This is a genomic window from Microvirga soli, assembly GCF_016734765.1.
In the GTDB taxonomy this organism is placed as follows: domain Bacteria; phylum Pseudomonadota; class Alphaproteobacteria; order Rhizobiales; family Beijerinckiaceae; genus Microvirga; species Microvirga soli.
On record NZ_JAERQE010000025.1, the window covers coordinates 38,131 to 51,750 of the forward strand.

The following is a 13,620-nucleotide window of genomic DNA, read 5'->3' on the forward strand; positions in this document are numbered from 1 at the left end:
CATCATGGCTGTCGGTACCCAATATATCGCAGAGCAACCGAAGCTGCGCACCTCCTCCAAGGTGCTGGGCGCGATCGCCATTGCGGCCCTGCTGGCGGCGCCGTTCTTCTTCTACCCCGTGCTCCTGATGAGCATACTCTGCTTCGCGCTGTTCGCCTGCGCGTTCAACCTGCTCATCGGCTATGTGGGGCTGCTCTCCTTCGGCCATGCTGCCTTCTTCGGCGGAGCCGCCTATTTCACCGCCCATGCGGCCAAGGTGTGGGGGTGGGAGCCCCTGGCCGCCATCCTGCTCGGCGTGGCGGGCGCTGCCGTCATGGGTCTCCTAATGGGCTTCCTGGCCATCCGTCGCCAGGGCATCTACTTCGCCATGATCACCCTCGCCCTGTCGCAGATGTTCGCCTTCATCTGCCTGCAGGTGCCCTTCACCCACGGCGAGGACGGCATTCAGGGCGTGCCGCGCGGATACCTGCTCGGCATCCTCGACCTGAACGAGCCGCTGACGATGTACTATGTCACCCTGGCGATCTTCCTGTTCGGCTTCTTCATCATCTGGCGCATCGTCAATTCGCCCTTCGGCAACATCCTCAAGGCCATTCGCGAGAACGAACGGCGGGCGGTCTCGCTCGGCTATCGGGTCGACCGGTACAAGCTCGGCGCTTTCGTCATGTCGGCGGCCCTGGCGGGCCTAGCGGGCGGCACCAAGGCGATCGTCTTCCAGTTCGCGACCCTGACGGACGTGAACTGGCAGATGTCCGGCGAGGTGATTCTCATGACCTTGCTCGGCGGCATCGGCACTTTGATCGGCCCGGTTGTCGGCGCCAGCCTGGTGATCGCCTTGCAGAAATATTTTGCGGCCTGGAATTTCCCCGTGACCGTGCTGATCGGCATCATCTTCGTGATCTGCGTGCTGCTGTTCCGCCGGGGAATCGTCGGCGAAATCCTGGAGCTCATGAAGCGCAGGCAGAAAGGCGCCGCGTAACTCAAGGGGCATCGGAACCCTGCCGGCGCTCCTGCCGTGAGCGCCGGCCCACTTGATTGAGCTGGATCATGCCAGACAGCCAAACATTCGATTACGTCATCATCGGTGCCGGCTCGGCCGGCTGCGTTCTGGCCAATCGCCTGTCCAAGGATGCGGGCAATGCGGTCTGCCTCCTCGAGGCCGGCGGCAAGGACAACTGGATCTGGTTCCACATTCCGGTCGGCTATCTTTTTGCCATAGGCAATCCGCGCGCGGACTGGATGTTCAAGACAGAGGCGGAAGTGGGCCTGAATGGCCGCATCCTCAACTACCCGCGCGGCAAGGTCCTGGGCGGCTGCTCGGCCATCAATGCCATGATCTACATGCGCGGCCAGCGTGAGGATTACGACAATTGGCGCCAACTGGGACTCGAAGGATGGGGCTGGGACGATGTGCGGCCAATCTTCCGCCATCACCTGGACCATTACCTCGGTGTTGGGGAGCATCACGGCGCGGGCGGAGAATGGCGGGTCGAGGCACCGCGCATGCAGTGGCAGATCCTCGACTCATTCATCGAAGCCGCCGTCGAGGCCGGCATCCCCCGAGCGAGCGACTTCAACACGGGCAGCAACGAGGGCGTTTCCTACTTCCATGTCAATCAGAAGAACGGACGGCGCTGGTCGTCCGCCCGCGGCTTCCTCAGGCCGGCCCTGTCGCGCCCCAATCTGAAGGTCGAGACGCACGCCCATGCCACGCGTATTCTCTTCGAGGGGAAGCGCGCCATCGGCGTGGAGATCCTGCAGAACGGCAATCTGCGGCGGATCCTGGCCCGCAAGGAGGTCATTCTGTCTGCGGGCGCCATTGCGTCACCGCAGCTCCTGCAACTGTCCGGGGTCGGCAACGGTGCCCTCCTGAAGGAACACGGAATTGACGTCGTCCACCACCTGCCAGGCGTCGGCGAGAACCTGCAGGATCATCTCCAGCTGAGGCCCATCTACAAGGTCAGCGGCGTACGGACCCTCAACGAGGAGTACCGCTCCCTGTTCAAGAAGGGACAGATGGCACTCGAATATGCCCTCTTCCGTAAAGGGCCGCTTACCATGGCGCCCTCGCAATTGGGAGCGTTCACCCGCTCCTCGCCGGACTACGCCACTCCAAACCTCCAGTTCCACATCCAACCGCTGTCGCTCGACAAGTTCGGCGAGGATCCGCATCCCTTCCCGGCCTTTACGGCGAGCGTGTGCAACCTGCGGCCCACCAGCCGCGGCACCGTCCAGATCCGAAGCAGCACCGCCGGAGAAGCCCCGTCCATTCGTCCGAACTACCTCTCGACGGAAGAAGACCAGCGGGTGGCCGTGGATGCCCTTCGCCTCGTCCGGCAGATCGTCTCCATGCCGGCGCTTCAGAAGTACCGCCCCGAGGAGTACAAGCCAGGTGCGGCACTCACGACCGACGAGGAACTCCTTAAGGGTGCCAGGGACATCGGCACAACGATCTTCCACCCTGTGGGCACGGCCAAGATGGGTATCGACAGCGATCCGATGGCCGTGACCGATGCACGCCTGAGGGTCCGCGGCATCGAGAACCTTCGCGTCATCGATGCATCGATCATGCCGACAATCACGAGCGGCAATACGAATTCACCCACGCTGATGATTGCCGATAAGGGAGCTGCGATGATTCTGGAGGATCAGGCGCCGACCCGCGTCGAGGTGCTCCGCTTGGCCTAGAGCATCGACCGCAAAAGTGGATACCGGTTCTGCTTAAAAAGATGCGCCAGACCAAAAACTTAAAGCATCAGACGTGAGTTCAAATTCACGTCCAATGCTTTAGGCTCTTCGAAGCTCTGTTGCTTGTGCCAAAAAGAAAGGGAGCCGTTGGCTCCCTTAAACGACGAACCCAGCAACCGAACCAATCAGCTGACGGTTGCCCCCCGGCTCGCAGACAGATGGCTCGCTGCCCAGATCGCCGCCTGAGTTCGGTTCTTGGCCTGGATCTTACGCAGGATGGCTTTCACGTGAACCTTCACAGTGGCTTCCGTGATGTCGTATTTACGCGCGATGATCTTGTTCGAGTCGCCATCCATCAGGCAGCGCAGGATAACCGTCTCACGGACGGACAGGCCCTTTGCCGGAGGGCTCAGCTCTTGAGGTCCATCCGCGGCCGATGCCTGCCTGCTCTCTTCGACGCGGGCGTCCTGCTCGCGCAGGAGGTCGATGATCGCACCGGGGAAGATGGCCTCCCCCAGGAGAACGAGATCCAGCGATTTGACGAGCACCTCATAGGATATGGACTTCTTGAGGTAGGCATCTGCTCCTGAACGGAAAGCGGTGAGCACGTGGCTCAGGTCATACTGGTCGACCAGCATCACCACTTTTGCATTCGGGTTCTGCTCTTTCAGCAGCTTCGCCTGGCGGCAAAGCCCCTCATGATCGCGGCTTGCATCCGCGATGAGGACAACCGTGCCGCTGTCCGGCCCGCATTGGGAGCTGACCTCATCGAAGGTTCCAGCTGCAACCGAGGGAGCATAGACGGTTTCAGAGAGAATTCTTCTCAAGCCCTCTCGCAACAGGGCGTTGGGCTCGACGAGAAATGTCCTGATAGACCTTGTTGCGATATGGTCCGCCGAAGAGGGCTCAACCGAACGCGCCAGTTCCATATACCTCGAGTATGCGACATCCTTGGCCGAAGAGGCACCTGGATGCGGAAGACTATCAAGATCGTAGGTGTTCCGCATCGCAGATGCCTTTCTGGTCTTGATTCGGTGAAGCAAAAAGTAAAATTTCCCTTAAGTTATGTAGCTTATAATCTTATTAGAAGCAATCAATACCCATTCAAAACATTTTAACAATCGTTCATCAAAAGGTATAAAATGGAAATAATATTACAAGAGCAGAGTGCGGATGCCTGTGGCGTTAGTCAGGCGGCAAGAGACACTCAATATAATTAAGTATCGACATCATGAGAGGTTATATTCGCTCTCTATGGATACTCTGCAGCCGTCAGGAGATCTAATTTAACTGCGGGCCATCAGGTGCGTCAGTACAAATCAGGATGCGCGCTCTGGATGGCCAGACATCTTCGGCCATGCGTGGCTGCCATCATGGGCGAGCCAGAAGAAACCTTGCTCAGGCTCCTTCTAAGAGGTGTCGCATTCGGCAACCGCCGATGCGACACCCAACCTGTGTCATCAAGCCTTGGAGGCAGTTCAGCGCAACCCGTGTGCTGCCAATCTCTCACTGGAGGCTGGCAACGGAGCCTCGCTTCCACCAGAAAGATGATTGACGGCCCACATGGCAGCCTGCGTTCGGTTGGCGACCCGGATCTTGCGGAGAATGGCCTTGATGTGCACTTTGACTGTTGCCTCTGCGACATCGAGCTTGCGTGCAATCACCTTGTTCGGCGCTCCCTGCATAAGGCACTGCAGGATCTCGGACTCCCTGCTTGAGAGCGTCCGTATGGGCGAGTCATGGGACTCGAGGCCCAGAGGAAGGTGAGCGGGGAGAACCGTGATCGCCAACGGTTCCTTATTCTCTGCTTGGTCCCGGGTGTCCGAGATCGCGCTGAGGAATGCCGCTGATGGGAAAACCACCTCGCCTAGCATGACAAGATCGAGGTACTTGATAAGAGCCTCGCACCCTGTCGTCGCAAGGCAGTAGCCGTCCGCTCCCGACTGGAATGCCGACTTCATATCATCAAGGTTAAAGCTGTCGGAGAGAACCACAACGCGCGCCTGAGGATACTGCTCCTTGATAGAAGCTATCCCATGAGCCAGCATTGCCGGGTAGAGATTTGCATCGAGAATGACCAGGAAAGACGAACCCGGCGCATTTTGATCCAGAATGATCTCGTCGCGGGTCATTCCCTCCGAGTGCAGCTTGAACCGTGTACTGGAGAGAATGTGCTTCAAGCCTTCGCGGAGCATCGAATTCTTGCAGCTCAAGACGGTAGTGACTGGCAACAGGTTCGACATGCGATGTGCCTTTCCGCAGAGATTACCTCTAAGTGTACAAAATCGCGCTCCTTCAACCATCCCTGATAAAGAGGTAAAGAACTATGCTTAGGAGGTAGAAATACAATACCAGCCCATACATCGTTCACATTACTCTGCGCACACCATCTCCAATAAGATCATCTGCCAAGCACCCAATACAAGTCTTTCTAAGACGGAATATTTGCTTAGATGCTACCTTCATTCAGCAACATTCGCCTGAACCCAGGTGATCCGCGATCCCTCTTGCTTTATCGGTGGCTCCGTTTAGGGGCATGCCTCTAAACACAGGCTAGCAACAGGTCATTTCACGGCAGCTTCGCTCGCCTGACCCGGAGCTTTGGCAGGCTCTTCGACAGAATTTGTCGTGGCCGGCTCCGTCATGGAGCTGAGCGCGACGGCCGCGAGAGGATAGCCGCTGTCCCGTGCGCTTGTCATGAGTTCAACCGCCTTGCCGAGATCGGTCGTGACGCCTGCACCCGATTTATACATGAGGCTTAGTTTATATTTGGCCTCTGGATGTCCCGCGTTCGAGGCCTCCTGCAGCAGGGCGGCGGCCTTCTCTGGCGAGGTATCGGATCCGAGCCCTTCCGAGTAAGCGTAGGCTAGCCCGATGAGTGCTTCCGTATTGCCCGCGGCAGCTGCCTTTTCCAGCGCCACGAAGATGTCGGAGACAAGGTCCTTCGAGGGTCGCAGAGCCAGCAGGCGCGAAAGACTCTGCCCGGCGGCAAGGTTGGTTTTATCCTGCGCGGCGACCCCATACAATTGCACCGCTCTACGCTGATCCTCGACATTTGTGCTGCTGGAGAGCGCGTTGGCGAGATGAGTCGCAGCGCCACTATCGCCGCGCTCGGCGGCAATACGGATCAGATGACCCGCGGCTTCGCGATCCTGGACGCCACGTGTTCCCCTTTCGAGATCGAGAGCAACCTGATAGATCGCACCAGGCTTGATCTGCGCCGCGCGTTCGAAGAACCGGAGAGCAGCCGGCATATCCTTCGCGCCCTCCGTACCCAGGACAAGAGCCCACCCGATCTCAAGAAGGGTGCTCCGCTGGCGCCCTTCATTGACGCCGTCGAGCCATTTGAGAGCTGTCGCCTCGTTGCGCTCCAATCCGCGTCCCGTACCATAGGCATAGGCCGCATGGGCCATGGCACGTTCGTGCCCGACCCGTGCAGCCCACAGATACCATTCTGCCGCCTTCTTCGTATCTGCCGGAACACCGTCGCCTTGGTCATACATGTTGGCCACGGCGAGAACCGAACTCGATGCGCCTCGCAGAGCCTCGAAGCGGAAACGCCGTTCCAGCTTTGCGCGGTCGTCTGCTCCAAGAACAACCTGATGACGAGCCATGATCTTGGCCATGAGGCGGGTCGCCTCGCGATCTCCGCGCGCGGACGCAATCTTGACGGCATCAAGTCCGGTTACGAAGTCCTGCGTGTCGATTTCCACGGTCAGCGCCTTCTGACCGAGCTTCAAAAGGCGGACGGTGGACATGGCCCGGAGTTGCGCCTGAGTGGGCGGTGAAGCCGGCACAACAGCCTGCGATGATCTTGGTTGCGCTCCGTTGCCGGAATTCGAAGCTGCCAACGCGGCTGGCGCGGTGACTGCCACCAGGGAGCTCAGAATTACAATTTGGGCTGCTCTCATCATCTGTCTCTCCTAACCGCCCTGTAAAGACGGTTACACCGGCTCCACGTTCCGAACTTCAACTCACTTGCGGGCCGCTCCCTCGGCCGTTTTCAGCCATTGCTGTGCTGCAACCGGATCAACGTCCGTGCCGAAGCCGAGAGTCATGGCGAGGCTCAGGCCCTGCATGGCTTCGGCATCGCCGGCTTGTGCGGCCCGTTGCAGCCATTCCGTGCTGGAGCGCGCTGAAAGTTCGACGCCGTAGCCGGAGGCATAGGCGCGCGAAAGTTCTTTCATTGCGGCGGTATCACCAGCTTCTGCAGCTTTCCGCAGCCAGGAGGCGCCGACCTCCGGCTGTGGAGCCATTCCCAAACCAAGTTGCAAGCTGCGGCCGTATTCACGCATGGAGGGCGCAAGGCCGCCCTCCGCGCTTTCCTTCAGAACCGCAATCGCCTCAGCTCCCTCACCACCGGGAATGGCAGCAAGGCGAGATAGATCGGCGGCCACGCTGCCATCACCGTTGCGCAGAGCCTTCGACAACCAGTTCACCGCGATCTGCACGTTACGCTCACCGAGTTGCCCGGAGATGTAGCCTCGCCCCAGATACCGCATTGCATCGGCCCGTCCGGCATCGGCAGCAAGCTTGATGTGGGTGAGAGCCGCCGCTCTATCGTCCATTGCACCGACGCCATCGATCATGGCTCGGCCCATCATGAACGAAACGGCAGGATCCTTCAGGCCGCCCTGAAGATTGCCAAGGGCTTTCTCCATCCAGTACCGTGCGCGCTCTGCACGCTGAGGAACAGGTGCTTTATGATAGGCCTGTGCAAGTTCGATCATATCCCGTGCTGCGCAGACCGGCAGCGCCTCGGCACGTGAAAGCCAAGCGACTTTGTCCGTCTCTTCCTTCGCAGCCGAAGCAAGCGCGACGGCAGCGCGAGCGCTGCCCGCCTCTGCGGCTGTCTTTATCCACTCTTGTGAGGTCCTTCCAGTCGAAGAAAGCAGATCAGCCGGAGCCTCCGACAGAGCCAGCATGGCAGCTGTGTTTCCTGAGACTGCAGCCGCCTTGAGAAGCCGCAGGCCGCGCAACACACCTTCCTTGTCTTCTCTCTGCCCAATCAGAAGACGTCCGAGTTCCATCTGAGCGCCCGGCTCACCTTCCTGCACGGCGTGATCGAGAAGCGCTCTTGCTGCATCGACATCCCGATTTCCTTCTTCACCGTTCAGAATTCTGCGGGCCAGAAGGAGCAGCGCACGGGATCGTCCCTCTCCTGGTGCAAGCGCTGCATCCCGCCAGCGGTCGGCAGCCTGAATATCCTGCTTTATACCATTGCCCGAACGGAGCGCATGAGACAGCAGAACCATGCTCTCTCGGTCACCTCGCTCCGCGGCGCGCAGGAGAGCTGCTGCATTCTTCTGAGCTGTCGTCTGGTCGGAAGCGTTCTGGGACGCGACCGCCAGAATGCTGCGCACATGCCCCATTTCCGCTGCGCGGTCCAACCATGCCCGGGCTTGGGACGCATCGGGGGCAACGATCGCGCTGCAGAAATACAGATCCGCAAGAACACCCATGGCTTCAGGATGATTGCGGGCAGCCGCTTCCTTGAGCAGCCGCAATGGGTCCTCTGGCCGCCCCTCCTGCGGATAGTTCAACAGGAGTTTCGCCATGTCGGTCAGGGCTCCCACATCGCCCCTGTCGGCTGCCTGACGGTAATAGGTCAGCGCCGCCTTGATATCAGGCTGGCCATTCACCCCAAAGGCATAAAGGCGCGCGAGGCCCACAAGAATGCTTGTACTGTGATTAGGAAGTCGGCTTGCCTTTGCAAGAGCATCTGCGGCCTTCGGCAGATCCTGGAGAGCCCCGAACTCTCCACGATAGTGTCGCGCAAGAAGCTTATAGGCCTCTGAATCGGCATTGAGACCGGCACGCTCCAACCATTTCACCGCCTTAGGCACATCCTTGGGCGCTTTATCTCCCAGCATCAGGCGCTCGCCCAGCAAAGTCATGGCACGGGGTCTTCCGCCTTCCGCAGCCCGCTCAAGGTGATAGATGAAGCGGTCCGGCGCAACCTTGACGCGGTCCTGCAGATAGATCTCGGCGAGAGCGAGATCGGCGCTGGTATCGCCCTGGCGGGCAGCAGCCTCAAACCATTTGACAGCCTCCTGCACGCCACCCGGAACGAGGCTTTCGTCGCTGAGGATGAGACCGATGCGAGAGAGAGCGGAGCACCGCCCTCTGCTCAGTTCGCCTTGGAGGGTCTGCAAAGCCAGATTGACGAGGTCGTTGGCGCCAGCCTGAGGCGCCGAATCGAGGCGTCCGCTGCGCTGCAGCCGCGCCAACCCGATCAGACCGTCTACATGACCCGCCGTAGACGCTGCACGGAGGAGACGCTCCGCTTCCGCCAGACTGGCGCCGCTGATCCGGCCCTGCTCATGAAGCTCGGCCAGGAGAACAGACGCATCCATGTTCAGCATGGACGAGGCGGTCGCAAGGTGTGTCGCGGCGCGTTCAGAATCGACAGGCCCCGCAACGGGATCCAGCAGCAGCTTGCCGAGGCGAAAATGAGCCCGTCCCCGCCCTGGCCATGCCCGATCGGTCAAGTCCTCGAGCAGGCGTTTAGCCGTCACGGGATCGCGGTTGAGGGTGGAACTTCCCTCCGCGTATGCAATGGCCGCGTCATACATCTCCTCAGGGTCGGCAACCGGCTGAGACTTGTTCCATTTGCTCCAATCCCGCGTCAGGAGCGGCTTGGGAGCAGGCGAGCAAATCTTGCTGAAATCGAATGTCGGGGCCAGCGACTGAGATGATGGGACTTGGGCTTCGGCAGAACCTGCGAGTACGATGAGCGTGGCCAATGCCGTGCCGGCAAGAGTCGCCAACGATTGCACCATGACGCTTCCTACTTTCGTGCTGGCAGAACGGATGAGAATCGTCATTGTTGCGCTCCGTTCTGCCTGAATCTGTCCTATGGCCCGCTGCCTTGTAATCATCGTCACGTCGTCAGCCTCTCACTCTGGCTCTGCCGCCGCAGCGACGAGCCTCTGAAGAGCCTTGGCAGCCTGCGAATGCCCGGCCTGAGCGGCCTTTTCGAACCACTCCCGCGCCGTTGCCTTGTCCTGCTCGGACGCTCCTTGCTGAGAGCGGATCGCGAGACGATACATGGCGGCAGCATGGCCGCTCTGCGCTGCCTGCCTGAGCCACCGCTCGGCCTCACGGGCATTGGGCTTCGTCCCGAGATCATAAAGACGGTGCAGTTCGAACATCGCGTCCGGCGATCCCAGAGCGGCAGCGCGCTCCAGCCACATTTTCGCCAGAGCTGGGTCCGCAAGAGTGCCGAAGCCCTTCATCAATGCGCGTGCCACCTCGATCATGGCCGGCTGCGAGCCCGCCTCCGCAGCGCGCAGATACGATGCGAACGCCCCCTCGGCATCGACATTTGCCGCAAGACCCGACAATTTCGCGTTGCCGAGTTGAACCTTTGCTTCGATCACCCCGGCGTCGCCCGCTCGGGAGAACCAGTGATCCGATTTCTGGCTGTCTCGATCCACGCCCGCGCCATACAGGTATGCGGTTCCAAGCCTGACCTGCCCGTCCGGATCTCCCTGGCGGGCTGCTTGCGCGTAGAATTCAGCAGCCAGACGCCTGTCTGGAGTGACGCCTTCACCACGCGCATAGGCGTCGCCTAAAGCAATCTGGATCTTCGTATCGCCTGGTTCCTCGCTGTAGATCTCGCGATAGAGTGCGAATGCCCGTGCAGGGTCGCGCGGCAATCCTTCGCCGTCTCGATAGGCCTTGGCGAGAATGAAGCGCGCCCCATCGTGCCCGAGCTGAATGGCGCGGCGGAATAATGCCTCGGCCCGTATGGGATCTCGCTGTATGCCAGATCCCTGCAGAAGGGCGGTTGCCAGCAGCGTCATCGCGTCCGCGTTGTTCTTCCGGACCAGGGCTTCCAGCGCGGAAGAGCCATGCTCGATGGATCCCGCATCCGGAAGCCGAAGATACATCGAAGCAATCCGGCTGGCTTGGTCGTCATCTCCTGCCATGGACTTCTCGGCAAAGGCGAGCCATCGGCGCGCGGCGCTCAGCTGCTCCGCCGTCGCCTGCCCGGAAAGATAGAGCTCAGCCAAGTTCAGTGCAGCTTCGGCGCTGCCGCCATCTGCGGACCTCTTGAGGGTCATCTCGGCAAGTGTACGCTCTCCACGGACGAGATAGAGCTTTGCCAAGGCAATGGGCGCACGAATATCACCGGCGCGGATTGCCTTTTCGAGCGCATCCCGAGCCAGGTTGAAATGCCCCGGCCCGCCAGCCCGGGAGTAGAGAGAACTCAACTCGACCATGGCGGCGCCGCTGCCAGCGGCGGCCGCGCGACTGAACCATGTGGCGGCGAGCGCCTGATCCTGCGGCACCCCCCTGCCCTCATTGAACATCTTGCCAAGGCGAACCATCGCGATTGAACTATTGGCTTCTGCTGCCTTGCGGTACCATTCCAGGGCTCGCGGAGCCTCCAGCCCTGCGGAGCGACCGGCGTAAACATCCCCAAGGCGGATATAAGCGGCGGGAGACCCGCTTTCGGCGGCTCGCCGGTACCACTCCATGGCTGCGGCTTGGGATTCAGGGATCCCCTGCCCGCGCAGCAGCGCGTCCCCCATGGCGACGGACGCCTTGATGTGGCCGCGCTCCGCCGCATTCCTGAGACGGTCGATGGCCGACTGGAGCGTTCCCTCTGTTATCGCATCCTGGTGGCTTAATGCGGTGCGGGCGTACTCATAATAGGCCGTCGTGTTGTCGCTGATCGATGCCCTGTCGAAGAGCTTCAGGGCCAGCGGAACGTCTCGGTCGATCAGAACCCCATCGCGAACATGGCGACCAAGTGCCAGGAGTGCCGTCACATCGTCATCAGCTCGCTGCAGAGCCTCCTGAAGGAGGCTCTTGGCAGCCGCGCGGCCCTCTTCACCGTACTGGCTTCGGATCTCCGCAGCCAGAACCAATGCGCGCGGTGCCTTCGTCTCGATGGCACGGTTGAGCCACAACTCCGCAACACTGTTCTGAACGCCGAGAGCGGCACCATTGTAGGGATCCTCCGCAAGGATCATGGCAGCCTCGATCGAGCCGCGCTCGGCAGCCTTCACGAATGCGTTCCGGGCCTCCTGCGGCTGCCGCAGCGGCGACTTCGGGTCGACACGCAGACGACCCAGTCGCAGGGCGGCCTCCGCATCACCAAGTTCGATGGCTCGCTGATACCACTCGATAGCAGCGCTCAGCCGCTCCGGTCCATCGCCCGTCGTGCGGTAATGATCGGCCAATGTTCTCGCCGCTTCGGCCGAACCCTGCCTGGCCTCCTGGAAGAGCAGCCGCAATCCTTGCGTTGCGAACACAGTCGCCTTTGCTGGATCGGTCTCCAGGCGCGCGAGAGCAAGGCCCGAGGGACCATGCTCGGAACGCAGGGCGATCTGGTACAGATTCTTAGCCGCTTCGATATCGCGCTTTCCACCAATACCGGCTTCCATCAAACCGGCCAGAAGGAATGCCGCTTCGTGGTTCTGCATTGCAGCGGCCCGGCGAAGCAGGTCTATCGCCTTCTGGATGGAAGGCTGGTCCTTGTCGCGCGACAAAATCAGCTTTGCCTGGCGCACGCCGGCGGAGGGCCAGTGGACTCCTGGCACCGCAAGCGCTTGGTCGTAAAGCCGCTCTGCCTCGTCAAGACGACGGGCCTTGAGAGGATTGGCTTCGCTGATCGGGATGCCATCCTGGAGCAGTTGCGCCCGCTCGACGAGAGCGGCGGGGTCAGTCCGCTGCCTCAGTTCCTCCATCTTGGCCATTGCGGCACGATGGCGAGCCTGGAGCTCGGCATTTGCCGGGTCCTGAGCTTGAACTGCGGAGGACAGCAGAAGAGCGAAGAGTGCGACGGTGCTGACGAGAAGCGGTTGAGATTTGGTCATCAGCGTCCCCAGAAGCATGTCGCGTTGCCGCCGACAAACTCATCGATGAGCGGTCGATCCGAACGAATGTTGCGAACGAACAATGCTTTCAGCCTTTTCGTCGCGAGGCCTGCCCGATCCCGTGCCATCAGGGGCTCGACCCAGGCCATGTAGTGCCGTCCGTGACTGCGTTTCGTCATGAATCCCAGGTCCTGGCGGCGGGGGTCTGTCTCACCGCCAGGAATGTAGTTTTCGGACGCATAGGCCATAACGACGTTGGGTTCCGCTATGCCGTTGAGAAGATATGACACGATGCGGTCGAAGTTTACCTCTCCCGCTCGAAGCTCGTAGAGATCCGTGCCCCGCGTGGCAGCCACCTCGGCCATCACGGTCAGACTCGCCAGAGACTGGCGCATATACCAGAGAGCCCTGGCGCCTCGCTTGGTCTCCAGGGCAAGGCTTCCATCAGGACGTGCCTCCGCGAGAATTGCGCGGTATCGGTCATGTCCTTTGGCGTAAAGCGCTTCGTCCTTGATGACGGCTCCCCATGCCATCAGCAGGCTGTCTGCGAGATAACGATGATTGTTGCGGTCGACGATACCTTCGAAGGTTTTATCCGTTTTGCGGACCAGAGGGTCGATCCACTCGGAGAGTTCTCGCTTCTGCCCCTCATCCAATCCGCGCTGCAGGACCGAGTAGGCCACGACAGTGGGCAATAGGACGCGCTTCAGGGCATAATAGGCGTCGTGCTCGACCTCCGTATTGGCAAAAGCCTTGGCCCTGGCCCAGGCGAGAAGAAGATCGCGCAGAGAAGCTTCCGACGCTACATCGCCTGCAAGAGCCCGACCGCTAAGCACCATAACGGCCCAGGCATAGCTATTGGCAGCCCCGTCAGTCCCATAACCTTCAGTTGCCTTGAGGCTCTCGACAGGCTTGAGGCTGCTCCACGCCGGATCGCGTGGTATGGCAAGGCAGGCTGCGCGCACGCTCGTGAAAGCCGGCTGCGCCAGTGCAGCCCTGCGAAGTTCCACGTCGAAGAGCCCCTGCCCCTTGGTCTGAGCGTAAGACGAACCGATCGTCAGGGCATTCAGAAGAAGGACGATGAGAACCGATTTCATGCTGC

General features: G+C 60.6%; 8 protein-coding genes. 2 read left to right on the forward strand and 6 right to left on the reverse strand.

Annotation, left to right across the window (positions count from 1 at the left end; genetic code table 11):
• The first annotated feature begins 4 nt into the window (after window positions 1-4).
• Together JKL45_RS19075 and JKL45_RS19080 are read left to right on the forward strand one after the other, a co-directional pair.
• Entirely contained in the window at window positions 5-979 is a 975-nt protein-coding gene (locus JKL45_RS19075; protein ID WP_201863170.1) for a branched-chain amino acid ABC transporter permease, read from the forward strand.
• A gap of 68 nt (window positions 980-1,047) precedes the next feature.
• Window positions 1,048-2,688, forward strand: a complete 1,641-nt coding sequence (locus JKL45_RS19080; RefSeq protein WP_201863171.1) for a GMC family oxidoreductase — start codon at window positions 1,048-1,050, stop codon at window positions 2,686-2,688.
• Window positions 2,689-2,873: 185 nt separating this feature from the next.
• On the opposite strand, the gene JKL45_RS19085 is transcribed toward JKL45_RS19080, so the two are convergent.
• The 6 genes from JKL45_RS19085 to JKL45_RS19110 all read right to left on the reverse strand — a co-directional run bounded on the left by JKL45_RS19085 (window position 2,874) and on the right by JKL45_RS19110 (window position 13,615).
• Entirely contained in the window at window positions 2,874-3,515 is a 642-nt protein-coding gene (locus JKL45_RS19085; RefSeq protein ID WP_201863172.1) for a LuxR C-terminal-related transcriptional regulator, read from the reverse strand.
• 651 nt (window positions 3,516-4,166) lie between these two features.
• The gene (locus tag JKL45_RS19090) at window positions 4,167-4,820 is read right to left on the reverse strand and encodes a LuxR C-terminal-related transcriptional regulator (protein WP_201863173.1); all 654 of its coding nucleotides are present in this window, start codon (window positions 4,818-4,820) and stop codon (window positions 4,167-4,169) included.
• A gap of 432 nt (window positions 4,821-5,252) precedes the next feature.
• Window positions 5,253-6,446 (reverse strand): tetratricopeptide repeat protein, encoded by a 1,194-nt coding sequence (locus JKL45_RS19095; protein ID WP_201863174.1) that lies wholly within the window; start codon window positions 6,444-6,446, stop codon window positions 5,253-5,255.
• 216 nt (window positions 6,447-6,662) lie between these two features.
• A complete protein-coding gene (locus tag JKL45_RS19100) occupies window positions 6,663-9,515 on the reverse strand; it encodes a tetratricopeptide repeat protein (protein WP_201863175.1) in 2,853 nt (950 codons plus the stop codon).
• Window positions 9,516-9,587: 72 nt separating this feature from the next.
• Window positions 9,588-12,518, reverse strand: coding sequence for a tetratricopeptide repeat protein (locus tag JKL45_RS19105; protein ID WP_201863176.1), 2,931 nt, complete (start codon window positions 12,516-12,518; stop codon window positions 9,588-9,590).
• On the reverse strand, window positions 12,518-13,615 hold the full coding sequence (locus JKL45_RS19110) for an alginate lyase family protein (RefSeq protein ID WP_201863177.1): 1,098 nt from the start codon (window positions 13,613-13,615) through the stop codon (window positions 12,518-12,520). Before JKL45_RS19110 ends, JKL45_RS19105 begins: the two co-directional genes overlap by 1 nt.
• Window positions 13,616-13,620: the final 5 nt, after the last annotated feature.